We start from the raw sequence: 26,876 nt of genomic DNA on the forward strand, positions 1-26,876 counted from the left end.
GGGCGGGGTTGGCGGCGGTGGGGGGGATTGTCAGTATCGCGTGGGACTTTTCAGACGCGACGGATGCGAGTGACAGATCTAAATCGATACCAGCACTCGCTTATAGAATTAGAGCGGTATCTACCATTGCCCTTCTGTTGGGACAAGGGGGGATAGCTTTTTCCCAGGCTAGTGCGCTTTTCCACTGGCTGGCGCTACGGGGCCAATCTATAAACTCAAATAGCTTGTACGTGATTCTCTCAAGAGCATCCGCACGTCTGGCTGCGAATAGAGCTGCCATGCTTTGGCTGAGTCGCTTGAGCTGGATCGGAGGCACGATCGTGGTCGGCAGCAGCCTCGCCCTACTCATTCTCGATGAAGATGCACTGGAAAAATGGTGCAGCAAGTGCTGTTTCCGCCTGCAACTATCTCATCAAGGTTACGCCAAGGACGCAGAAGAGCTTGAGGCTTTATTCGGCGCGATCAGTGAGGTGCTGTAATGTATTTTGTTGAATGGCTCACATGGTTTGCCTTCACCGAATCGAAAGAGGAACGCGACGCCTTTGACAAGCAAGATAAAAAATTCAAAAGAAAAGTTATCTATGAAAGCGACAGAGAGGAAGAAATTGAGTTCGCCAAAAAGCCCGCCAGCAACACACCAAAGAGCCGTGGCCCAGTCTATGTTTACAACGAAAACGTATTGGAAATGCGCTGTGGCATGTGGGAGGCCAAACGAGGCCTCATCAGCATACTGTCTCTCACCATAATATTCATGGTGATTGGCGACATGTATAATGTGATAAAATCCATCAAGATCTTAGTGCTTCTCGCTCAAAACTATCAAGGCGAACCCTATGGCGAACGACTTTTCCTAGCATCATTCTTTTTCATCATGGGCGTAGGTACATTATGGCTTTATTTGAAATTCGGACTGCGCTTCACGCGGTTCGAAATGTTCACATCCCGCCACTTGCTGATACGTTTCAATCGTATCACCCAACAAGTTTACCTGCATCGACCGAACTATTGTGGCGGCATCGTCACACTTCCTTGGCACGGCGTCACATCCAGTGGCTCGGATAAAAAATACGCGACTGCCGGCGGCATAGGTATTCCTTTGTCGCTGATATGGTCGCCCCCATTCGCCGGTGCACTTCATCCCGAGTTCATTCATATAGGCAAGGCTGCCAATAACTTTACAGAACTGCAGGCCGAATGGGAGTTCATCCGCCGGTTCATGGATGAGGGACCCGAGGGTCTACCGCGCCCTCACATCACTTCCCACTTTCCCTGGCCTTGGCAAGCCTTCACCCCTCAGTTCGAAGGGCTGACTCATTATTTTCGCGGGTCTTCTCGAATCACCAAGATTGGCCTGATCTTGATCTCCCCCGCCTTTCTCATCATAGGAACCGGCCACTGGCTGAGCCTCATGCTGTGCTGGAAACCGCGCTGGCCCAAGATCATTCGCGAAGCAGGCCTACCCGGAAAACCCATCCCCGCACTCACCACCATCGACGACCACCCGCCGCACATTCAGGAGCGATTGCGCGAAAACGCATACCTCTGGGAGGCTCGCCCAGGCAAGCGTCCTGAGAGAAAGAAACGCACCTCTACTCGACGGCGAAAGACCGAAATACAAACCTCGACCCCAGAGAAGGACATCCCCTGTGAAACCCATCGTGCTGACCGGCCATAAACATCAATGCCCGCTGCATGGAGAAGGGAAAGTGATCTCCGGCACTCCCAGCCTCACAGTCAAAGGCCGAGCAGCCGCGCTTGCGGGGGACCGCATCAGTTGCGGAGCCATCATCGAACCCGGGGCTGCGAGATTTCACATAGAGGGTAAAGCAGTCGCCCGCCAAGGCGACCGCACTGACCATGGTGGTGTGCTGACAGAAGGTGATCCTGACTGGGAAATCGCATGAAAAGCACCTCGATCAGTCACCGCTGCTTGGGGAGTTTCCCACCTCTAACGGCAGACTTCGAGGCCTATGCGCCTGTGCAAACACGTGCAGGTCCATTTCAAGATTAGACCCCCGCCACGAAAAGGGGATGGATCCGCAGATCCCTCCCCTCGTTCGATCAGACCTCGATCAAGGCAACTGCGCCAGGCGTTCGACCACCCCCTCGACGAACTCGGGCGCGTTGACGATGCCTTCATGCCCGTCGGCGATCACCGTCGAGCTGGCCAGCCCATTGACCGACGCCTGTGCCAACAGTCCTGCTTCGCCTTTGGCCACACGCTCGGCACTGCGGGTCTGGCTCGCCCACCAGCAGTCCACCTGAACCTGCAATGGCCGCAGGCGGAAGGCTTGGCTGAGCGTCGAGTTGTGCTCGAGCAACGCGAAGCCGTCGACGATGTCCTGTTGCAGGTTCACGTCCCGATGGATCTCGCGCAGTTGCTCGGCGCTGACCTCACCCAGCGCCGCGACCCGCTCGATGACCCACTCGGCCCGGTCGACCTCGACGGGCAACGTGTGGGCCTCGGAGATCAAGGCCATGATCCGCGATTCGCCGACACCGGGGGCGAAGGCCAGCAAGGCACGCAGCAGGCTTTCGTCCGCCGCTTGCACGACGGGCTCGGTCAGGACGGTTGGGTTGTCTTCCAGACCACTGACATCCGCTGGCAGCAGGCTGTCGACCAGACCGACGAAGCCGACCTGTTGCCCCATCTGCTCCAGACGATGCGCCACCTCCAGTGCCAGCGCGCCGCCCAGCGACCATCCCAGCACATGATAAGGACCCTGCGCCTGGGTGGCGCGGATCTGCTCGACGTAGTAGCCGACCATCTCCTCCCAGGATTGATCGACCCAGCCGGGCACGGCGTAGCTTTTATTGACCACGCCATACACCGGACGCTGGGCCGCCAGGCGGCTGGCCAGCGGATAGTAGGCATAGGCGGCCCCGCCACCCGGTGGCAGACAGAACAGCGCCGGGCGATCCAGCTTGCAAGCGTTGAGGGCGACCACGGGCGATGACAACCGGTCGTTACCGCCGCCGATGAAACTGGCCAGGGCTTCGAAATTCGGCATCAGCATGAATTCGTGCAGGCTGATCTGCACCGAGAAAGTCGCCCTGAGCTTGTTCACCAGGGTGATGACCAGCAGCGAATGGCCGCCCAGTTCGAAGAAGTTATCGTGCAGGCCGACCTGCTCCACATCCAACACCTCGGACCAGATGGCGGCCAGTTGCTGTTCCAGCGGCGTGCGCGGGGCCACGTAGCCCTGTTGCAGTTGGCTGGCATCCGGCTTGGGCAGGGACTTGCGGTCCAGCTTGCCGTTGGCGGTCAGCGGCCAGTGGTCCAGCAGGACGAAGTGCGTGGGCACCATGTAGTCGGGTAATTGGGCTTTCAGGTGCTGTCTCAGCTCATCGCGCAGTTGAGCGTGATTGGCCTGGGCATCCTGCGGGATCAGGTAGGCCACCAATTGCTTGCCCCCTGCCCCGTCGATATCCAGCACCAGCACTTCGCGCACACCGGCATGGGCTTGCAGGCGCGCCTCGATTTCACCCAGTTCGATGCGGAAACCGCGGATCTTCACCTGGTGGTCGATCCGACCCACGTACTCGATCACGTCCTGGCTGCGGTAGCGAGCCAGGTCGCCGGTGCGGTACAGCCGGCCGCCTTCAGCCGAGAAGGGATCGGGCACGAAGCGTTCGGCGGTCAGTGAAGGCCGGTTGTGGTAACCGCGTGCCAAGCCGGCATGGCCGACGTGAAGCTCGCCGTTGCAGCCTGGTGCCACGGGATTGAAGTCGGCGTCCAGCACGTACATCGATAGATCAGGGATCGCGGCGCCGATGGGGCTGCCGGAATGAAGCGTGTCGGCGTAGCGGATTGGACGGTAGGTCACATGCACCGTGGTTTCGGTGATGCCGTACATATTCGTGAGGGTGTCGCACTCTTGGCCGAAACGCTCGAACCAAGGCTGCAACGCTGCCACATCCAGAGCCTCACCGCCGAAGATCACCTGACGTAGAGCCAGATCAGCGTCGCTGTTGCAGGCGATCCGCATCAACGGCTTGAAGGCCGAGGGGGTCTGGTTGAGCACGGTAACGCCCTGCTCCACCAGCAACTGGTGGAAGTCCTCCGGCGAACGCGTAACGTCGCGCGGTACGATCACCAGACGGCCGCCGTGCAATAGTGCACCGAAGATCTCCCACACCGAGAAGTCGAAGGCATAGGAATGGAACAGCGTCCACACATCGCTTTCATCGAACCCGAACCACGCTTCCGTCGCCTTGAACAGGCGCAGCACGTTGTGGTGCGGCAACAGCGTGCCTTTTGGCTTGCCGGTCGAGCCAGAGGTGTAGATTACATAGGCCAGGTTGCCAGGCTGAGTGAGATGCTCGGGGTTTTCATCGCTGTAACCCTCCAGCGCATCATCGAGCACCACGCTCCGGACTGAAGACGGCACTGGCAGGTCATGCAGCAGGTGCTGCTGGGTGACCAACAGCGCGATGCCGCTGTCTTCGATCATGTAGCTCAAGCGATCCTGCGGATATTCCGGGTCCAGCGGCACATACGCCCCGCCAGCCTTCAGAATCGCCAGCAGGCCGACGATCATCTCGAAGCCGCGCTCAACGGCCAGCCCCACCAGCACATCCGGCCCCACGCCCTGCTCGCGCAGCTTGTGCGCAAGGCAGTTGGCACGACTGTTCAAATCGCCGTAGCTCAGGCTCTCGCCGGCGAAACTCAAGGCAATGGCCTGCGGCGCTCGGGCGGCCTGCGCTTCGATCTGTTCGTGCAGGCTGGTATCACTCGGATACTGCCCGACTTCCTGCACCTCGGTCTGTGCCCAGACCAGCTCGCCCAGACTACGCTGAGGTGCCTTGGCCAGCCCTTCGAGCAGTTCGACGAAATGCCCGGCCATCCGCTCCACGACGCCCTGGGCGAACTGCGCCCGGTCGAACTTGAAGCTGGCGAGCAGCCGTTCACCCACCTGGGCAACGAGGGTCAGGGGATAGTTGGTCTGCTCCTGGGTCAGCAATTCACCGAACACCAGTTCCTGCGGCGCCCCTTCCTGCAAGGCCTCGGAGACCGGATAGTTCTCGAACACCAGGATGTTGTCGAACAGCGGCTCGCCGCTGCGGCCAGCCCAACGCTGGATCTCGTAGAGCGGCGCGTGTTCATGCTCGCGCAGCGCCAGGTTCAGCGCCTGCACCTGCTGCACCCAGTCGGCCACGTGTTGCTCGGGCCGCGGGCTGGCCACCACCGGCAAGGTATTGATGAACAGCCCGAGCTGTTCCTCGATGCCGGGCAACTCCGCCGGCCGCCCGGCTACCGTGGCGCCGAAGGCTACACAGGCCTGGCCGGTGTAGCGCTGCAAAAGCAGCAGCCAGGTCGCTTGCACCAAGGTGTTGAGGGTGACCCGCTGTTCGCGGGCGAAGTCGGCCAGGCGCTCGGTGCGCAGTGCGTCGAGCACCACGTTGCATTCGCCCTGGCCCGCCAGCGTCGCATCGCACTTGAGCGCCTGGGCCAGACGGGTCGGCTCATCCAGCTCGGCGGTGCGTTCGCGCCAGAAGCGTTCGCTGGCCTGCGCATCCTGGGCCTGGAGCCACTGGATATAGTCGCGATAACGCCGCGCCGGCGTGGCAGGCGCATGCCCGGCATAGCGTTGCAGCACCTCGCCGAACAACCGCGAGCTGCTCCAGCCGTCGAGCAGGATATGGTGGTTGGTGAACACCAGTTGGTGCTCGCGCTCATCGGTGCGGATCAAGGCCAACCGCAGCAACGGTGCCTCGCTCAGCTCGAAGCCTCTGGCCAAGTCGGCCTCGGCCCAGTCGTCCAGCAGTCGATCCCGATCCGCTCGGCCGCGCCAGTCCAGCTCGGTCACCGGCAGGTCCACATGACGCTGCACCACCTGCAAGGCCGTGTCGAACTGGCTGAAGAAGCTGCTGCGCAGGATCGGATGCTGATCGAGGGTGGCCTGCCAAGCGCTGATGAAGCGCGACGGGTCCAGCCCCTGCACGTTCAGGCGCAGCTGGTTGACATAGTGGCTGGTCTGACCCGGCTGGAGGCTGGCATCAGCGGACAGACTATGGAACAGCATGCCCTGCTGCATGGGCGACAAGGGATAGATGTCTTCGATGTTCTGCGCCGGTATCGGCAAACCGGCCAATTGTCCCGAGTCCAGGCGTGCCAATGGGAAATCAGACGGCGTCACGCCCGCCGACTCCGGCTGCAGGCAATGGGCGATCAGCTCGCGCAGGGCCTGCGCGTATTCATCGGCCAGGCCCTGCATGCGCGTCGGGTCGAAGCGCTCGCGGCTGAAGCTCCAGTCCAGGGTCAGCCGGCCGGCGTATACCTGGCCGTCGATACTGATGGCGCTACCCAGCGGCGCCTCTGCACTCTGGCCGTGGCCAGTGCCTTCGGGGGCCGGGGTGAACAATCCTGCTTCACTGTCGAAACTGGCGTCGAACTGGCCCAGGTAGTTGAACACGATATTGCCCTGGGGCAGCGCGCCCAGGCACTGGCGGGCCGAGTCGTCGCCCAGGTAGCGCAGCAGGCCGTAGCCGATGCCCTTGTTCGGCACTGCCCGCAACTGCTCCTTGATGGCCATCAGCGACTCGCCCGGTTGCGCGGCGGGGGTCAGTTTCAGCGGATACAGGGTGCTGAACCAGCCGACCGTACGCGTGATGTCGAGGTCGTCGAACAGGTCCTCGCGACCGTGCCCTTCCAGTCGGATGAGCGCATCGGCCTGGCCAGTCCAGCGACAGATGACCTGGGCCAGGGCCGTCAGCAACAGGTCGTTGACCTGGGTGCGGTAGGCGGCGGGCGCTTGTTGCAACAGCTGGCGAGTAAGTTCGGCGTCGAGTTCGGTGCGCACCGACACCTCGTGCCGACGTTGCTGCCCGCCGTGCGGGTTGTCCCACGGCAGCGCATCGGACATGCCGTGCAACTGCGCTTGCCAGTAGTCCAGCTCAGCCTGCAACGCGGGGCTGCGGGCATGGGCATGCAGGTGTTCGGACCAGGCTTGCAGCGAACTGCTGCGGGTGGCGAGTGCCGGCGCGCTGCCGGCTGCTGCGCTCTGGCAGGCACTTTGCAAGTCTTCGAGCAGCACGCGCCAGGACACGCCATCCACCACCAGGTGATGGATGACCAGCAGCAGACGCTGCTGCCCCGCTGGCAGGTCGATCAACACCACGCGCATCAGCGGACCCTGGCCGAGGTCCAGGCTGCGCTGGGCCTCGTCGGCCAGTTCGGCGATGCGCGAGGCATCGTCCAGGCGGTGGTGCCAGAGCACCTGCGACAGGTCCAGCTCGGCGTATTCGCCGTACCAGCCGGCCTGTGTCTGAAGGAAACGCAGGCGCAGCGCGTCATGCTGATCCACCAGCGCCGTCAGCGCAGTACGCAGCTGAGCGGTGCCCAACGGCTGACGGGGCGTCAGCAGCACGGCCTGGTTCCAGTGTTGGCGCTGAGGGATGTCGGTGGCGAAGAAACGTGCCTGGATGGGCAGCAGTTTCAACTGTCCCGCTACACGCTCACGCGTCGGTCGCGCAGGCTTGGCTTCGATGCGCTTGGCCACCGCTGCGAGCTGCCCCACGGTCTGCTGTTCGAACAGCTGCTTGGGGCTGAGCTTGAGGCCCTGACGCTTGGCGCGGGCGATGATCTGCAAACTGAGGATCGAGTCACCGCCCAGTTCGAAGAAGTTGTCGGTGCTGCCGATTCGCTCACGCTTGAGCACCTCTTCCCAGATCTTCGCCAGGATCTGCTCCACTTCACCCGCCGGCGCGGTGTAGCGTTGCTGCACGGCATCGGGTCGCGGCAGGGCACGCTTGTCCAGCTTGCCGTTGGCGGTCAGCGGCAACTGGTCGAGCAGCAGGATCTGCGCCGGCACCATGTAATCAGGCAGGCGCGCTTGCAGGGTCTGCCGCAGTGCCTCGGCATCGAGCGTGACGCCCTGCGCAGCCACGACCCACGCCAGCAGTTGCAAGCGCTCGGCGTCGCTGTCCAGGGGCACGGCCAGCACCACGGCGTCCTGCACGCCGTCCAGGCCACGCAGCAGCTGGCTGATTTCGCCCGGCTCGACCCGATAGCCACGGATCTTCACCTGATCGTCGCCACGGCCCAAGTACTCCAGTACGCCGGTCTGCAGGCGCGCCCGGTCGCCGGCCCGGTACAGGCGCTCGCCGTGCAGGGCTTGCGGGTCGGGCACGAAGCGTTCGGCGGTCAGCCCAGGCTGGCCGACGTACCCTTGGGCCAGGCTGGCGCCGCCCAGGTACAACTCGCCGGCCACGCCCTCGGGCAGCGGGTTGAGATAGGCGTCCAGCACACGCACGTGGGCATTGTCCAGCGGGCGCCCCACCGGCACGCTGCGCCAGTGTCCGGCCTGCTCGCGCACCTCTTGGGTGAGCACGCCCACCGTGGTTTCGGTCGGCCCGTAGTGATTGACGATGCGACAGCCTGGCCGTAACCGGCGCACCTGCTCGATCAACGCCCAGCTGCTGGCCTCGCCTCCTAGAATCAGCAGCTCGCGCGGCAGCACCCGTGCCGGGTCGGCCGCTTGCAGCAGGCCTTGCAGGTGGCTCGGGACGATCTTCAGGACATCGACCTGATGCGCGTCCATGTAACGGGCGAAAGCGTCGGGATCGAAGCCTTGGTCGTGGCTGAGCAAATGCAGCTCGCGGCCCGACGCCAGCGCACCGAACAGCACGGTGTGCCCCAGGTCCGCCGCCACGGTGGAGACCATCGCCAGGCTGGCATCGGCGGACAGGGCCAGGCGCTCCAGCACCCCTTGCAGGTAGTTGGCCAGGGCGCCGTGGCTGACCACCACGCCTTTGGGCTGACCCGTGGACCCGGAGGTGTAGATCAGGTAGGCGGGTTGGCCTGGCAGCAGCGAAACGGCCGGCGCCTGCTCGCTGAACGTCGCATACTGCGCCGCATCGCAGGCCAGCGCCGGACACATGCCCAGCGCGGCCGCCTGGTCATCGCCCGGCGCGTGGACCAAGAGGCATGCGCCACTGCTGCGCAACACGTGCTGCAAGCGCTCGGACGGCTGACGCCCATCGAGCGGCAGGTAGGCTGCACCCAGCTTGAGTACCGCCAGCAGGCTGGTGACCCAGTCGGCGGTGCGCTCCTGGCACAGGGCGACCGTCGCCCCCGCTCGTACGCCCTGCTCGCCCAGGTAATGCGCGAACCGATTGGAGCGCCGCTCCAGCTCTGCGTAGCTGAGCACCGTCTCGCCGACGCGCAGCGCCGGGCGCTCGTCACCCCGTGCCAGCGCGTTGCGCCACAGGCTCAGGAAGTCCGGACACGGCCAGGTACGTGCAGTCCCGTCGAGCTGCACCGCCTGGGGATCGGGGTGGGCCAGCAACGGTGCATCCGGGTGCGCCGCCAAGGTCTGCAGGACGGCCAGCAGCGAGCTCGCCAGGCGGGCGATGGTCGAGGCCTCGAACAGGTCGGTACTGTAGGTGAAGTAGCCCAGCAGCCCGTCCGGTGTCTCGCTGAAATCATAGGCCAGGTCGAAACGCGCGTCGCGGCTGACCAGCGGATAGCCGCCCACGGTCAGCTCGCCAAGCTTCTGCCGTGACTGCTCGGCCTCTTCGGTGTCGTTCAGGTTCTGGTTGAGCTTGACCTGGAACAGCGGGTTGTGGCCCAGGCTGCGCTCGGGCGCCAAGGCATCGACCAGGTGCTCGAAAGGCAACTCCTGGTGCGACTGGGCACCGCTGACCACCTGCCGCACCTGCTCGAGCAGCGCGGCGCCGCTCTGGCGCTCGTCCACCTGCACGCGCAGTACCTGAGTGTTGATGAAGAAGCCGATCAGCCCCTGCACCTCCTTGCGGTTGCGCCCGGCATTGGGCGCGCCGACGCGCACATCGGCCTGGCCACTGTAGCGCGACAGCACCACCGCCAGCGCCGCCAGGGTAATCATGAACAGGGTATGGCCGCTGGTGCGGGCCTGGGCCTTGAGCTGTGCGCTGAGCGCAGGCGGGACATCGCAGCGCAGGGTCGCACCGCGGTAGCTGGGTTGCGCCGGCCGCGGATGATCCAGAGGCAGCTCCAGCAAGGGGTGCTCATCGCCCAATTGCTCGCGCCAGTACTGCAACTGGCGCTCGCCCTCCCCGGCCTCCAGCCAGGCGCGCTGCCAGATGGCGTAGTCGGCGTACTGCACGGCGAGTGGTGGCAACTGCGGATCGCGCCCTTCGCTCAACGCCTCGTAGAACTGGATGAACTCCTGCACCATCAACTCGCCGGACCAGCCGTCGGAGACGATGTGGTGCAGACAGACCGTGAGCACATGCTCATCCGGCGCGACGCGCAGCAGCCTGACCCTCAGCAGCGGACCTTCGAGCAGATCGAACGGCGCCTCCAGCGCCTGGCATACCTCACGGTCCAGGCACTGCTCGCGGTCCTCGCCAGCCTGCGCCCGCACCTCGATCAGTTGAAGGTCCAGGGGCGCTTGCTCCAGCACCTGCTGGTGGAACTCGCCGTCTTCACTGACGAACCGCGTGCGCAGGCTTTCGTGCCGCTGGACCAATGCCTGCAGTGCGCCCTCGAGCGCCGTCTGGTTCAAGGGACCGCTCAGGCGCACCGCCATGGGCACGTTGTAGAAACTGCTGTGCGGCTCCAGTTGCCAGAGGAACAGCATGCGCTGCTGGGCGTACGACAGCGGAATGCGTGCAGTGTCGTGGCGAGTCTCGGCGATCGGCAGCAGGCGGAAGCTCTGCCCGGTTTCGTGCATCTTGTCCAGGATCTGCCGACGCTGCTCCAGCGCCAGGCCGACGAAGCGTCTGGCGATACGTTCTGCTGTGCTCTTGTCCATCTCAGACACCCGCCATTTCGTTCATCATGCGTTCGATATCGGACAAACCGTCCTCGCTCAGGGAAAGGCCAGTGGCGGCGCAGGCTGCGGCAAACTCGTTCAAGTGCGGTTTCTCGAATAGCAGGCGCAGGGGGATGTCGATGCCCAGGCCCGTGTTGATCTTGGAAATCAGCTGGGCGGCCAGCAACGAGTGCCCGCCCAGTGCGAAGAAGTCATGGTTCAGGCCCACCCGCTCGACCTTGAGCACCTCGGCCCACAGGGCTGCCAACTGCTGCTCGAGCTCGCTGACGGGCGCCACGTAGGCGGCCTGCCCCTGCTCGGTGTCCGGCAGCGGCAAAGCCTGGCGGTCCAGCTTGCCGTTGGGCAACTGCGGCATGCGCGGCAGTGCCACCAGGTACTGGGGCACCATGTAGTCGGGCAGGCTCGCCGCCAGGTGGTGGCGAAGCTCGCTGCGCAGGGTCTCGTCGCTGGCGGCCGGGTCGCTGGCCACCACATAGGCGGCCAGTTGGCGACCGGTCGGTGAGGCGATATCGACCACCAGCACCTCGCGAACCGCTGGATGCTCGCGCAGCCGCGCCTCGATCTCGCCCAGTTCGATGCGAAAACCTCGGATCTTCACCTGGTGATCGATACGCCCGGCATACTCCACCACCCCCGCCTCGCCTCGGTAGCGACCCAGGTCACCGGTGCGGTACAACCGCGCGCCGGGCGTGGCCGAGAAGGGGTCGGGAATGAAGCGTTCGGCCGTCTGGCCAGGGCGGCCGTGGTAACCACGCGCAAGCAGGTCGCCGCCCACCAGCAGTTCGCCCAGGGCATCGGGCAGGGCCAGGTCCAGGCCGGCATCCACCAGGTGGATGCTGCGCCCGGCCAGGGGCTTGCCGATCGGGATCTGCGTGGGCAGGGGCTGCTCGCCGGATACGTAGGCGCTGCAATCATGACTCATGACACTGACGGTGGCTTCCGTAGGACCGTAGGTGTTGAGCAGGCGCACGTGGCCCAGGCCGGCCTGTTGCCAGGCCAGGACACCGTCGGCGGCCATCGCTTCGCCGCCCATGTGAATGCGGCGCAGCGCGCCGTAGTCACGTACCCCGCGGGCAGCGAAATCCTTGGCCAGCAGATACCAGTAGGCCGTCGGCAGGTCGGCGAAGGTGATCCCCTCGGCCAGCACCTGGCGGTAGAAGGTCTCGCTGTCCCACAGTTCAGGCCCGCGCAGCACCACGCGAGCACCGCAGATCAACGCGGGATAGAGCTGTTCGACGAAGGCATCGAAGTTGAAGGTGGAGAACTGCAGCACGCAGTCATCCGCATTCAGGTCGCAGAAGCCACGCGCCACCTGGGCGTGCCGGCTCAGGGCAGCGGCACTGATGGCAACGCCCTTCGGACGCCCCGTGGAGCCGGAGGTGTACATGACGTAGGCCAGGTTGTCCGCATCGCCACGAGTGTCCACCGGCACACTGGGCAGGTGCTCGAGTGGCTCATTGTCCAGGCACAGGCTGCGCACTTCGGCGGGCAGCCCCTGGACGTCCAGCGAATCGGCATGGCACAGCAGCAGGACCAGGCCGCTGTCCTGGATCATGTGTTGCAGGCGCGCCTGCGGGTAGTCCGGATCCAGCGGCACGTAGGCGCCCCCGGCCTTGAGCACGGCCAGCAGGCCGACCACCATGTCCAGGCTGCGCGGCAGGGCGATGCCGACCCGCACTTCCGGCCCGACACCCAGGGCCCGCAGGCGATGGGCCAATTGGTTGGCCCGTGCGTCCAGGGCCTGGTAACTCAGCTGTTGCCCCTCGCACACCAGGGCGATCGCCTCGGGCGTGCGCTGGGCCTGTGCTTCGATCAGCTGCTGGACCGGGCGAGCATCCGCGCCGTGCAGGTCGTGGCGGCTCCAGTCTGTCAGCAGGCGCTTGCGCTGGGCGCCGTCGAGCAGTGGCAGGTCGAGGATACGTTGCCCTGGCTGCTCACAGACGGCCTGCAGCAGATTCAACCAGTAGCCGCCCAGACGCTCGACGGTGGCCGCCTCGAACAGGTCGCTGGCGTAGGTCAAGGTAGCGCCCAGTCCGCTGGCGCTTTCGAAAGTGTCCAGGGACAGGTCGACATGGGCGGTGACCTCGTCCCAGTCCAGCGTTTCGAGCGTCAGCTCGGGAAGCTGGCGCACCGTTTCGGCTGCATAGGTCTGGTGGTTGTAGATCACCTGGAACAGCGGGTTGTGGCTCAGGCTGCGCTCGGGCTGCAAGGCTTCGACCAAGTGTTCGAAAGGCAGGTCCTGATGGGCCTGGGCCTGCACGGCGGTATCGCGCACCTGCTCCAGCAGTGCGCTGAAGGTGGTGTGCGGTGCGAAGCGGGCCTTGAGCACCTGGGTATTGACGAAGAAACCGATCAGCCCTTCGGTTTCGCTGCGGGTCCGGTTGGCCACTGGCACGCCTACGCGGATGTCCTCCTGGCCTGAAAGCCGGTGCAGCAGGCTCTGGAACGATGCCAGCAGCAGCATGAACAGGGTCACGCCCTGCTCGCGAGCACGCGCCTTGAGGGCCTCGGCCAGGGCCGTCGGCACGCTGACTTGCAGGCTGCGTCCGGCGTGGCTCTGCACGGTGGGACGAGGATGGTCGGTGGGCAGTTGCAGCACGTAGTGCTCCTGGCCCAGGTGCTCCAACCAATACTGCAGCTGGCGTGCCTGCTCGCCGGCCTGCATCCACTGGCGTTGCCAGGCGGCGTAGTCGGCGTACTGGACTGGCAGCGCCGTCGGCTCGGCCGCTGCGCCCTGCTCCAGGGCCAGGTAGTGGCCGACCACCTCGTCCACCAGGATCGGCATGGACCAGCCGTCGGCGACGATGTGGTGAAGTGTGAGCACCAGCACATGCTCGTCCTCGCCCACCCGCAGCAGCCGCACCCGCAGCAGCGGGCCCTGGCCAAGGTCGAACGGCCGGCGCACTTCACGAGCGACCTGCTCGCGCACGGCGTCGAGGGTGCTGTCGTACAGGGTCTCCATCACCAGGGTGAAAGTGGCGGGCGGGTGAACGCGTTGCACGGTTTGCTCACCGTCCTGGTGGAAGGTGGTGCGCAGTGTTTCGTGGCGGGCGATCAGCGCTTCGAAGGCCAGACGCAGGCGCTCGGGGTTCAGCCGTCCCTGCAGGCGCAAGGCGGCGGGGATGTGGTAGGCGGTGCTGTCGGGCTCCAGTTGCCAGAGGAACCACTGGCGCTGTTGCGCGTAGGACAGGGCCAGGGGCTGGCTGCGGTCGGTGGCCACCAGCGGCGGTGCTTCGCTGGCGGTAGTGTTCGCCACCGCCTGAGCGAAGGTGTCCAGATTGGACGCCTCGAACAGCGCGCGCAGCGGCACCTCCAGATTCAGGCGCTGACGGATCCGCGAAGTGACCTGGGTGGCCAGCAGCGAATGGCCGCCCAGTTCGAAGAAGTTGTCGTGCAGGCCGACCTGCTCCACGTCCAACACCTCGGACCAGATGGCGGCCAGTTGCTGTTCCAGCGGCGTGCGTGGGGCCACGTAGCCCTGTTGCAGCTGGCTGGCGTCTGGCTTGGGCAGGGCCTTGCGGTCCAGCTTGCCGTTGGCGGTCAGCGGCCAGTGGTCTAGCAGGACGAAGTGCGTGGGCACCATGTAGTCGGGCAGTTGCGATTTGAGGTGCTGTTTCAGGATGTCGCGCAATTCAACGTGATTGGCTTCAGCCTCTTGCGGGATCAGGTAGGCCACCAATTGCTTGCCCCCTGCCCCGTCGATATCCAGCACCAGCACTTCGCGCACACCGGCATTGGCTTGCAGCCGGGCTTCGATTTCGCCCAGTTCGATGCGGAAGCCGCGGATCTTCACTTGGTGGTCGATCCGACCTACGTACTCGATCACGTCCTGGCTGCGGTAGCGAGCCAGGTCGCCGGTGCGGTACAGCCGGCCGCCTTCAGCCGAGAACGGATCGGGCACGAAGCGTTCGGCCGTCAGCGAAGGCCGGTTGTGGTAACCGCGTGCCAAGCCGGCACGGCCGACGTGAAGCTCGCCGTTGCAGCCTGGAGCCACAGGATTGAAATCGGCGTCCAGCACGTACATCGACAGGTCAGGGATCGCGGCGCCGATGGGGCTGCCGGATTGAAGCGTATCGGCGTAGCGGATCGGACGGTACGTGACATGCACCGTGGTTTCGGTAATGCCGTACATATTCGTGAGGGTGTCGCACTCTTGGCCGAAACGCTCGAACCAGGGCTGCAACGCTGCCACATCCAGAGCCTCACCGCCGAAGATCACCTGACGTAGAGCCAGATCAGCGTCGCTGTTGCAGGCGATCCGCATCAACGGCTTGAAGGCCGAGGGGGTCTGGTTGAGCACGGTGACGCCCTGCTCCACCAGCAACTGGTGGAAGTCCTCCGGCGAGCGCGTAACGTCACGCGGTACGATCACCAGACGGCCGCCGTGCAGCAGCGTGCCGAAAATCTCCCACACCGAGAAGTCGAAAGCGTAGGAATGGAACAGCGTCCACACGTCGCTTTCACCGAAGCTGAACCACGCTTCGGTCGCCTTGAACAGGCGCAGCACATTGTGGTGCGGCAACAGCGTGCCCTTAGGCTTGCCAGTGGAGCCGGAGGTGTAGATCACATAGGCCAGGTTGGCAGGCTGGGTAAAGTGCTCGGGGTTTTCATCGCTGTAACCCTCTAGCGCATCATCCAGCAGTACGCTACGTACCGAAGACGGCACAGACAAATCGCCCAGCAAACGCTCTTGGGTGACCAACAGCGCGATGCCGCTGTCTTCGATCATGTAGCTCAAGCGATCCTGCGGATACTCGGGATCCAGCGGTACATAGGCCCCGCCAGCTTTGAGAATCGCCAGCAGGCCGACGATCATCCCGAAGCTACGTTCAACGGCCAGTCCCACCAGCACATCCGGCCCCACGCCCTGCTCACGCAGCTTGTGCGCCAGGCGGTTGGCGCGGCGGTTCAAGTCGCCGTAGCTCAGACTTTCGCCGGCGAAGCTCACGGCAATGGCCTGCGGTGCACGAGCGGCCTGCGCTTCGATCAACGCGTGCAGGCACTGTTCACTGGTGTACTGCGCACTCGCGGTGCCCTCCTGGACGATACGCCCGCGCTCGATCTCATCGAACAATGGCAGCGACGCCACGCGCTGCGCGCTGTCCTCGCACAGCCCTTGCAGCACTTGGCGCCAGGCCTGCGCCATGCGCTCGACCGTCTGGCGATCGAACAACGCGGTGGCGTAGGTCAACGCGGCGCTCATGCCGTCTTCGTGCTCCAGGGTGTCCAGCGTCAGGTCGAACTGGCTGGCCTGGGTCGCCCACTCGACGCCCTCGATCGTCAACCCTGGCAACTGCCGAGCGTGCGCAGGGGTATGAACCTGGTGATTGAACATCACCTGGAACAGCGGGTTGTGGCTGAGGCTGCGCTCGGGCTGCAGCGCCTCCACCAGTTGCTCGAACGGCAGGTCCTGATGGACCTGGGCCTGCATCGCCGCGCGCTTGACCTGCTGCAGCAACTCGCCGACGGTGGTCTGCGGCGCGAACTCGGCCTTCAGCACCTGGGTGTTGACGAAGAAGCCGATCAACCTCTCGGTCTCGGCACGGGTACGATTGGCGATGGGTACGCCGACGCGGATGTCCGACTGCCCGGAAAGGCGGTGCAGCAGGGCCTGGAAGGCTGCCAGCAGCAACACGAACACGGTCACGCCGTGCTGGCGCGCCGTGGCCTTGAGTGTCTGGGTCAGCGCCGCGGGCAGGACGATGTCCAGGCGGTCGCCGGCGGTATCCTGTACCTGGCCGCGCGGGCGATCCAATGGCAGTTCCAGCACCGGCTGCTCGTCGCCCAGTTGCTGACGCCAGTAGGCCAGCTGACGGGCCTGCTCACCCGCTTCCATCCAGCGACGCTGCCAGGCCGCATAGTCGGCGTACTGGAACGCCAACGGCGGGAGTTCGGTGGGCTGCCCCTGGCAGAAACCGGCATACAGGCGCATCACCTCGTCGACCATGATCGGCATCGACCAGCCATCGGCGACGCTGTGGTGCAGGGTGAGTACCAGCACATGCTGGTGTTCGCCAAGGCGCAGCAGGCAGGCGCGCAACAGTGGACCGTGCACCAGGTCGAACGGCTGACGAGTCTGCTCGGCGATGCGCGCCAGCAAGGAATCGTCGTGCACCGCCTCGACCGGTAGCGTGAACGGCTGCGGTGCGTGAATCCGCTGCCAGGCTTGATCGGCGTGTTCGAAGAAGGTGGTGCGCAGGGTCTCGTGGCGCGCGATCAGCGCTTCGAAGCTGCGCTGCAAGGCCAGGACGTCCAACTCGCCCGTCAAGCGCAGGGCCGAGGGAATGTTGTAGGCCGCGCTCTGGGGTTGCAGCTGCCAGAGGAACCACTGGCGCTGTTGGGCGTAGGACAGCACCAAGGGCTGCTGGCGATCTACGCGGGTGAAGACGGGTGCCTGGTTGGCCGCACCCTGCGCGGCAATTTCACTGAAGGACTGGAGGTCAGCCGCCTCGAACAGGCTGCGCAACGACACTTCCAGGTTCAGCCGCTGACGCAGGCGAGAGGTGACCTGGGTGGCGAGCAGCGAATGGCCGCCCAGCTCGAAGAAGTTGTCGCCCAGGCCAACCCGCTCCACCTTCAGCACTTCGGCCCAGATCGCGGCCACCTGCTGCTCCAGCTCGCTGCGCGGCGCCTGGTAATCGGCCTGGGACTGGCTGCTGTCCGGTTTGGGCAGGGCCTTGCGGTCGAGCTTGCCGTTGGGCGTCTGCGGCAACGCGTCGAGGAAGATCAGGTGCGCGGGCACCATGTAGTCCGGCAGGCCGGCCTTGAGATGGCGCAGCAGGTCGCTGCGCAAGTCGCTCGATACCGTGGCGCTGGCCACCAGGTAGGCCGCCAGCTGCTTGCCCGACGGGCCATCGACATCCACCACCAGTACCTCACGGATACCAGGATGCTCGCGCAGCTTGGCGTCGATTTCACCCAGCTCGATACGGAAACCGCGGATCTTGACCTGATGATCGACCCTACCGGCGAACTCGATCACGCCATCGGCGCGGTAGCGGGCCAGGTCGCCGGTGCGGTACAGGCGGCCACCGGGCTGCTCGCCGAACGGGTCGGGAATGAAGCGCTCGGCACTGAGCCCCGGGCGCTGATGATAGCCACGGGCGAGCAGCTCGCCGCCGACCAGCAGTTCGCCGATGGCACCGGGCAGCGCCAGGTTGCCGGCGCCATCGACCAGGTAGATGCTGCGCCCGGCCAGGGCCTTGCCGATGGGAATCTGACTGGGCAGTGGCACCTCGCCGGTCACATAAGCCGTGCAGTCCTGGCTGGTGATGGTCACCGTGGCCTCGGTCGGGCCGTAGGTGTTGATCAGTTCCACGTGGGACAGCCCCGCAGCGCGCCAGGCCGGCACGCCGTCGGCGGCCATGGCCTCGCCGCCCATGTGCACCCGGCGCAGCATGCCATAGTCCCGTGGCCCTTTGGCGGCGAAATCCTTGGCCAGCATGTACCAGTAGGCCGTGGGCAGGTCGCTGAAGGTGATGCCGTGCTCGATCACCTGGTGGTACCAGGTCTCGCTGTCCCACAGCGCAGGGCCGCGCAGCAGGATCCGCGCGCCGACGATCAGCGACGGATAGAGCTGTTCGACGAAGGCATCGAAGTTGAAGGTGGAGAATTGCAGCACTCGATCCTGATCGCTCAGGCTGCAGAACGCGGCGAAGCCCAACGCATGTTCGGTGAGCGCGGCCGCACTGATGCCCACGCCCTTCGGCCGGCCGGTGGAGCCGGAGGTGTACATGATGTAGGCCAGGTTGGCCGGTGCGGTGAGGTTGTGCGGATCGTCCTCGGGGCAGCCCTGCAGCCAGTCGTCGCCCTGGTCCAGGCACAGGCTGTGCACCTCGGCCGGCACACTCAGGCGTTCCAGCATCGGCGTCTGGGTCAACAGCAGGCGCAGGCCGCTGTCCTGCATCATGTACACCAGGCGCTCGGCCGGGTACTCCGGATCCAGCGGCACGTAGGCACCGCCGGCCTTGAGTACGGCCAGCACGCTCACCACCATGTCCAGGCTGCGCTCGATGGCGATGCCGACCGCCACGTCCGGGCCTACGCCCAGCGCGCGCAGCCGATGGGCGATGCGGTTGGCACGGCGGTTCAGGGCCTGGTAGCTCAGTCGCTCGCCTTCGCAGATCAGCGCCACGGCGTCCGGCGACAGGGCTGCACGCTCGGCGATCAATTGATGCACGCAGCGTGCATCGCTGAAGTCGGCGAGGTGCGCGCCCTGCTCCTTGACTCGCCGCACCTGGACCGGGTCCATCAGGGTCAGCTCACCGATCAGCTGGCGCGGATCGCGCACGATCTCGCGCAGTACGGCCAGCCAGTAACGGCCCAGGCGCTCCACGCTGCTGCGCTCGAACAGATCGCAGGCGTAGGTCAATGCGGCGCTCAGCCCTTCGGGGCTTTCGACGGTGTCCAGGCTGAGGTCGAGCTGGGCGTTATGGCTGTCCCAGTCCAGGCCCTGCACGCTCAGGCCAGGCAACTCGCGCAACTCGCCGCGCTGGGCGGTCTGGTGGTTGAACATCACCTGGAACAGCGGGTTGTGGCTCAGGCTGCGCTCGGGCTGCAAGGCCTCGACCAGTTGCTCGAAAGGCAAGTCCTGATGGGCCTGGGCCTGCAAGGCGGTCTGGCGCACCTGCTGGAGCAGGTCGGTGAAGGCCAGGGTCGGCGCGAAGCGGGCATCGAGCACCTGGGTGTTGACGAAGAAACCGATCAACCCCTGGGTTTCGGCGCGGCTGCGGTTGGCCACCGGCACGCCCACGCGAATCTCGGCCTGACCGCTGTAGCGGTGCAGCACGGTCTGGAACGCGGCCAGCAGCAGCATGAACAGGGTCACCCCCTGCTGCCGTGCCAGGGCCTTGAGATCCTGGGCCAGCGCCGAGTCGAGGGTGATCGGCAGGCGTGCGCCCTTGAAGCTCTGCACCTGCGGACGCGGATGATCGGTGGGCAGTTCCAGCACCGGCTGCTCGCCCGCCAGGCGCTCGCGCCAGTAGCCAAGCTGACGCTCCTGCTCGCCCGCCTGCATCCAGTCCCGTTGCCATAGCGCATAGTCGGCGTACTGGATCGGCAACGGCTCCAGCGCCGCAGCGACACCCTGGCATTCGGCCTGGTACAGACGGATCAACTCATCGACCAGAATCGGCATCGACCAGCCATCGGAAACGATGTGGTGCATGCCCAGCACCAGCACATGCTCTTCGGCGCCCAGTGCCAGCAGACGCACGCGCAGCAGCGGGCCGTGCTCCAGGTCGAAGGGCTGTTGCAGGTGCGCTTCGACCCGCGCCTTGATCGCCGCCTCGCGTTCGAGCGGATCGGCGATCTGCACTGGTTCGACTTCCACCGTCGCCGGCAGGCTGGGGTGGACGATCTGCAGCGCCTCGTCGCCTTGCTGAGTGAAGGTGGTGCGCAGAGTTTCATGGCGCGCCACCAACTGCTCGAAACTGCGCTGCAAGGCCGCTACATCCAATCGACCGGTCAGGCGCAGCGCCGCAGGAATGGTGTAGGCGGCGCTGTCCGGGTCGAGCTGCCAGAGGAACCACTGCCGTTGCTGGGCGTACGACAGGGCCGATCCGTGCGCAGGCTCGCGCCTGTAGATCGGGGTCACCCCGTAGAGATTGACCCCCTGCCGCTTGAGCAAGGCTGCCAACGCCTTGCGCTCCTTGGTGGACAGCGACTTCACGGAGTCGAGCAGCTCTTGCACTTTGAATGTCTCCCGCTAAGCGATCAAATTATCTATTTCCTGTGCTGTAAGACGTTTCAGTGCCTCCAGGGATTTAGTCAGTTCGTCATGGGCGCTGCTGGCCTGCCCGCGCTGGCGTTCGACCAGCGCGCTGAAGTCCGCCAGGGTCGCCTGTTCGAACAGTTCATTGAGGCGCACCTCGACCTGCAACTGCTCGCGAACCTGGGCGATGGCCTGCACCACCAGCAGCGAGTGCCCGCCCAGTTCGAAGAAGTTGTCGTGCAGGCCGACCTGCTCCACGCCCAACACCTCGGACCAGATGGCGGCCAGTTGCTGCTCCAGCGGCGTGCGCGGGGCCACGTAGCCCTGTTGCAGCTGGCTGGCGTCCGGCTTGGGCAGGGCCTTGCGGTCCAGCTTGCCGTTGGCGGTCAGCGGCCAGTGGTCTAGCAGGACGAAGTGCGTGGGCACCATGTAGTCGGGCAGTTGGGCCTTGAGGTGCTGCTTGAGAGCGTCGCGCAGTTGAGCGTCATCAGCCTGGGCATCCTGCGGGATGAGGTAGGCCACCAGTTGTTTGCCCCCTGCCCCGTCGATGTCCAGCACCAGCACTTCGCGCACACCGGCATGGGCTTGCAGACGGGCTTCGATTTCACCCAGCTCGATGCGGAAGCCGCGGATTTTCACCTGATGGTCGATACGGCCTACGTACTCGATCACGCCCTGGCTGCGGTAGCGGGCCAGGTCGCCGGTGCGGTACAGGCGGCCGCCTTCGGCCGAGAACGGATCGGGGACGAAGCGTTCAGCCGTCAGCGAAGGCCGGTTGTGGTAGCCGCGAGCCAAGCCGGCATGGCCGACGTGAAGCTCGCCGTTGCAGCCTGGCGCCACGGGGTTGAAATCGGCGTCCAGCACGTACATGGACAGGTCAGGGATCGCGGCGCCGATGGGGCTGCTGGATTGAAGCGTGTCGGCGTAGCGGATCGGACGGTACGTGACATGCACCGTGGTTTCGGTAATGCCGTACATATTCGTGAGGGTGTCGCACTCTTGGCCGAAACGCTCGAACCAGGGCTGCAAGGCTGCGACGTCCAGCGCCTCACCGCCGAAGATCACCTGACGTAGAGCCAGATCAGCGTCGCTGTTGCAGGCGATCCGCATCAACGGCTTGAAGGCCGAGGGGGTCTGGTTGAGCACGGTGACGCCCTGCTCCACCAGCAACTGGTGGAAGTCCTCCGGCGAGCGCGTAACGTCACGCGGTACGATCACCAGACGGCCGCCGTGCAATAGTGCACCGAAGATCTCCCACACCGAGAAGTCGAAAGCGTAGGAATGGAACAGCGTCCATACGTCACTTTCGTCGAACCCGAACCACGCTTCAGTCGCCTTGAACAGGCGCAACACGTTGTGGTGCGGCAACAGCGTGCCTTTAGGCTTGCCGGTCGAGCCGGAGGTGTAGATCACATAGGCCAGGTTGGCAGGCTGAGTGAGATGCTCGGGGTTTTCATCGCTGTAACCCTCCAGCGCATCATCGAGCACCACGCTCCGGACTGAAGACGGCACTGGCAGGTCATGCAGCAGGTGCTGCTGGGTGACCAGCAACGCGATGCCGCTGTCCTCGATCATGTAGCTCAAACGATCCTGAGGATACTCAGGGTCCAGCGGCACATACGCGCCGCCAGCCTTCAGAATCGCCAGCAGGCCGACGATCATCCCGAAGCCGCGTTCAACGGCCAGCCCCACCAGCACATCCGGCCCCACGCCCTGCTCGCGCAGCTTGTGCGCCAGGCGGTTGGCGCGGCGGTTCAAGTCGCCGTAACTCAGACTTTCGCCGGCGAAGCTCACCGCAATGGCCTGCGGTGCATGGGCGGCCTGCGCCTCGATCCGTTCATGGATACACGCCGTACTCGCATGGTCGGCAACCGCTTGCAGCGGTAGCGCCGGCAGCGTGACCTCACCCAGTGGCCGCTGAGCAGCGTCGGGCAGTTGCAGCAGCAGGTGCTGGAAATGCGCGGCCAGCTGCTCGATGGCAGGGGCGTCGAAGCAGGCGCGATCAAAACCAAAATCCGCCTGCAAATGCTCGCCCACCTGTACCACCACCGTCAGCGGATAGTTGGTGCGCTCCTGCACTCGGACCTCACCGAAGCGCAAGCCGGCCGGGGCGGCCTGCTGCAGCGCATCGGCCACCGGATAGTTTTCGAACACCAGAATGTTGTCGAACAGAGGCTCGCCACTTCGACCGGCCCAGCGCTGGATGTCATAGAGCGGGGTATGTTCATGCTCGCGCAGCGCCAGGTTCAGTGCCTGCACGTGCTGTACCCAGTCGCCGACGTGCTGCTCGGGTCGAGGGCTGGCCACCACCAGCAGGGTGTTGATGAACAGCCCCAGTTGCTCTTCGATACCCGGCAGCTCTGCCGGACGCCCGGCCACGGTGGCGCCGAACGCCACGCAGGCCTGGCCGGTGTAACGCTGCAACAGCAGCAGCCAGGTCGCTTGCACCAAGGTATTAAGCGTGACCCGCTGCTCGCGGGCGAATGTGGCCAGGCGCTGGGTCTGAGCAGCGTCCAGCTCCAGTGCACACAGGCCCTGACCCGATTCGAGTACATCGCTCTTGAGCGCCTGGGCCAGGCGCGTCGGTTCGTCCAGCACGGCCAGTCGCTCACGCCAGAACGCCTCGCTGGCGTCGGCATCCTGGGCATGCAGCCATTGGATGTAGTCGCGGAAACGGCCCTCACCCTGCACCGGCGCCATGCCCGCATAGCGCTGCAGGACCTCGCCGAGCAGCCGCGAACTGCTCCAGCCGTCCATCAGGATGTGGTGGTTGGTGTAGATCAGGTGATGCTCGCCGTCACCGGTGCGCACCAGGGTCAGGCGCAGCAGCGGGCCTCTGGCCAGATCGAAGCCCGCCTCGCGTTCGGCGAGGGCCAGGGCGTCGAGCTCTGTGCCGAGCGTCGTCGAGTGACGTCGATCATGCTCGACGAATGGAATCCGCACCTCGCGCTGCACCACCTGCAATGGGGTGGACAGGTCCTGCGGGAAGTGGCTGCGCAGCACCTGGTGTGCCTGCACCGCCGCCTGCCAGGCTCCACGGAAGCGCTCGACGTCCAGCCCGCGCACATCCACCCGCAGTTGATTGATGTAGTGACCGGCCTCCTGGGCATAGAGGCTGTGGAACAGCATGCCCTGCTGCATCGGCGACAAGGGGTAGAGGTCTTCGATCTCGGCCGCAGGCAGCGCCAGCGCGTCGAGTTGAGTCTGGCTGAGCCTGGCCAGCGGGAAGTCCGAGGGCGTGAAGCCTTGATGGGGCGCGCGGGCGCAATGTTCGACCAGCTCACCCAGCACTTGCTGGTAGCGCTGGGCCAGGGCCTGGATGGTTTCAGGGCGGAATACCGCATGGCTGAAACTCCAGTCCAGTTCCAACTCGCCGTTGTAGACCTGGCCGGTGATGCTCAACAGGTTGCTCAGCGGGCTGTCCGGCGCTTGGGTGGCGCCGGTCGGTTCGCTGGCCGGGACCAGCAGCGCGCCCTCGGCCTGGTCGAAACTGCCGTCGAACTGACCCAGGTAGTTGAAGGTGACCTGCGGTTGGGCTGCCGCCTGCAAGCGCGCGCGCAACGACGGCTCGCCCAGGTAACGCAGGATGCCGTAGCCGACACCCTTGTTCGGCACCGCCCGCAGTTGCTCCTTGATCGCGCAGAGGCCGGCGCCCGGTGTTTCGCCAGGCGTCAGGCGTACCGGGAACAAGCTGCTGAACCAGCCGACTGTGCGGCTCAGGTCGAGGTCGTCGAACAAGTCTTCGCGGCCATGGCCTTCGAGCTGGATCAACACTGAAGGGCTGTCGGTCCAGTCGCACAGCACCCGCGCCAGGGCGCTGAGCAACAGGTCGTTGACCTGGGTGCGATAGGCAGCGGGCGCCACTTGCAGCAAGGTGCGGGTCAGGTGGGCGTCCAGCCGTGAGGTCGCATGCGCGATCTCACGCTGTGTAGATGCACCGTGCACGTCATCGCATGGCAGGCTCGCCGACGGCGCCTCCAGGCACGTCAGCCAGTGATCGGCTTCGGCCTGCATCGCTGGGGTCCGGGCATGGGTGCTCAGGCGCTCGGCCCACACCTTGAGCGAACTGCTCTTGGCCGGCAGGTTCAGCGGCTGCCCGCCCGCTAGGGCGCGGTAGGCCTGCTGCAGGTCTTCGAGCAGCACGCGCCAGGAAACGCCGTCGACCACCAGGTGATGAATTACCAGTAACAGTCGCTGAGTACCGTCGGCCAGGTCCGCCAGCACCGCGCGCAGCAGCGGGCCCCGTTCGAGGTCGAGGCTGCGCTGGGCAGTCTCGGCCAGCTCGTTCAAGGCTTCGAGCGTGTCGAGTCGGCGGGTCCACAGCAGGTCGGCCTCGATGCCGGCCTGGAACTGGCCTTGCCACCCATCACCTTTGACGAAGCGCAGACGCAGGGCGTCATGGTGCCCCACCAGCGCCTGCAAGGCGGCTTTCAGCGGCTCGGCACCCAGGGGCTCGACAGGCTGGAGCATCAGCGCCTGGTTCCAATGGGCGGGTTGAGACAGGCCCATGTCGAAGAAGCGCGCCTGGATCGGCAACAGCGCCAGCGTCCCGCTGACCTGCTCGACGGCGGTGGGGGCGGCCTTTTTCTCGATGACCTTGGCCACTGCCGCGAGCTGGGCGATGGTCTGCTTCTCGAACAGCTGCTTGGGGCTGAGTTTCAGGCCCTGGCGCTTGGCCCGGGCGATGATCTGCAAGCTGAGGATCGAGTCGCCACCCAGCTCGAAGAAGTTGTCCGTGCTGCCCACCTGTTCGAGCTTGAGGACTTCGCACCAGATCGCCGCCAGGGCTTGTTCGATAGCGCCCTGGGGCGCGACGAACTGTTGGCGCGGCGCACCCGGGGCAGGCAATGCGCGTTTGTCCAGCTTGCCATTGGCGGTCAGGGGCAGCCGCTCCAGCGGCAGGATTTGCGCCGGTACCATGTAGTCTGGCAGCAGCGCGAGCAATTGCTGACGCAAGGCCTCCCCTTCCAGCGCCCGACCAGCCTGAGGCACGCACCAGCCTACCAAGTGCAGGCGCTCGGCATCGCCGTCCACCGGCAAGGCCAGCACGACGGCCTCGGCGACGCCTGGCAGGCCACGCAGCACCCGGCTCACTTCGGCCGGCTCGATCCGATAACCGCGCACCTTGACCTGATCGTCGGCGCGGCCGATGAACTCCAGCAAGCCCAGGCGATTGCGTCGCAGGCGGTCGCCGCTGCGATAGAGTCGCGCGCCCGGCCGTGCCGGGTCGGGCACGAAGCGCTCGGCGGTGAGGCCAGGCTGGCCCAGATAACCCTCGGCAACGCTGGCACCGCCGATGTACAGCTCGCCAGCCACCTGGTCGGCCACCGGGTTGAGCACGTCGTCGAGCAACAGCACGTGTGCGGCCGGCAGGGCCTGGCCGACAGGAATGCTACGCGCATCGGCCGGCAGCGCACCGATCTCGTGGGCGAGCACGCCGACCGTGGTTTCGCTGGGACCGTAGTGGTTGATCAGGCGACAGCCAGGCTTGAGCCGGCGCACCTGCTCCACCAGCGACGGCGGGCAGGCTTCGCCACCGAGAATCAATGCCTGCTCAGGCAGTACATCCGTCGGTTCGCTGGCCTGCAGCAATGCACCGAGGTGACCGGGCACGATCTTCAACACACCCACCTGGTGCTCGGCCATGTAGCTGCCGAAGGCGTCCGGGTCGAAGCCCAGGGCCTCGGGCAGCACGTGCAGCACGCGCCCTGAATACAGCGCGCCGAACAGCACCGTGTGCCCCAGGTCGGCGGCGATGGTCGAAACCAGTGCCATGCTCGCCTGCGGCGCCAGCGCCAGGCGTTCGAGCAGACCGCTCACGTAGCTCGCCAGGGCGCCATGGCTGACCAGCACACCCTTGGGCTGGCCGGTGGAGCCAGAGGTGTGGATGAGATAGGCCGGCGACTCGGCCCACAGGGTGAGCGCTGGCGCCGTGTCGGGATGGTGCTGCCAGCTCGTCGGCGCGAAGGCCAGACCCTGGCAGCCTGGCACATCCAGGCCGGATAATCGCGCATCATCGGTCGCGCCCACCAGGCATCTGGCCTGGGCGGCGGCGAGCATCTGCTGCAAGCGCGCGTCTGGCGCCTTGGTGTCCAGGGGCATGTAAATGCCGCCAATCTTCAGAATGGCGAGCATCGCAGTCAACCAGTCCAGGGAGCGCTCCATGAGCACCGCGACCGGCTCGCCCTGGACGATGCCCAGACCGCGTAGGTGATGGGCGAGACGATTGGCGGCACGCTCCAGATCGACGAAGCTCAGGCTGTGGCCTGGGCTGCGTGCAGCCAGCGCGTCGGGGCGTTGTTGCACATGATGGTGCCACTGCGTGAGCACCAGAGGCTGAGGCTCGACCTGCGCCCCCCGCATCACCGGCGGCGCCAGAACGGGGAACGGGCACAGCGGCGCGG

At 65.3% G+C, this 26,876-nt stretch carries 3 protein-coding genes and 2 pseudogenes; 3 read left to right on the top strand and 2 right to left on the bottom strand.

What is annotated here, in order from left to right:
* From IAE34_RS24445 to IAE34_RS23740, 3 genes and pseudogenes are all read left to right on the top strand, one after another.
* Positions 1-479: pseudogene (locus IAE34_RS24445) on the top strand (hypothetical protein); the annotation flags it as partial.
* Positions 479-1,675 carry a DUF6708 domain-containing protein gene (locus IAE34_RS23735; RefSeq protein WP_233631338.1) on the top strand — a complete coding sequence of 399 codons (1,197 nt, stop codon included), beginning with the start codon at positions 479-481 and terminating at the stop codon, positions 1,673-1,675. The pseudogene IAE34_RS24445 and the gene IAE34_RS23735, both read left to right, overlap by 1 nt.
* Positions 1,647-1,904, top strand: coding sequence for a PAAR domain-containing protein (locus tag IAE34_RS23740; RefSeq protein ID WP_200141395.1), 258 nt, complete (start codon positions 1,647-1,649; stop codon positions 1,902-1,904). Before IAE34_RS23735 ends, IAE34_RS23740 begins: the two co-directional genes overlap by 29 nt.
* 168 nt (positions 1,905-2,072) lie before the next feature.
* Here IAE34_RS23740 and IAE34_RS23745 read toward each other — a convergent pair whose 3' ends face one another.
* Positions 2,073-10,739, bottom strand: coding sequence for an amino acid adenylation domain-containing protein (locus IAE34_RS23745; protein WP_200141396.1), 8,667 nt, complete (start codon positions 10,737-10,739; stop codon positions 2,073-2,075).
* A 1-nt stretch (position 10,740) separates the two neighbouring features.
* Positions 10,741-26,876 (bottom strand): annotated as a pseudogene (locus IAE34_RS24875) (non-ribosomal peptide synthase/polyketide synthase); the annotation flags it as partial.

Origin of the sequence: Pseudomonas sp. S30 (assembly GCF_016518545.1) — a bacterium.
In the GTDB taxonomy this organism is placed as follows: Bacteria; Pseudomonadota; Gammaproteobacteria; order Pseudomonadales; family Pseudomonadaceae; genus Aquipseudomonas.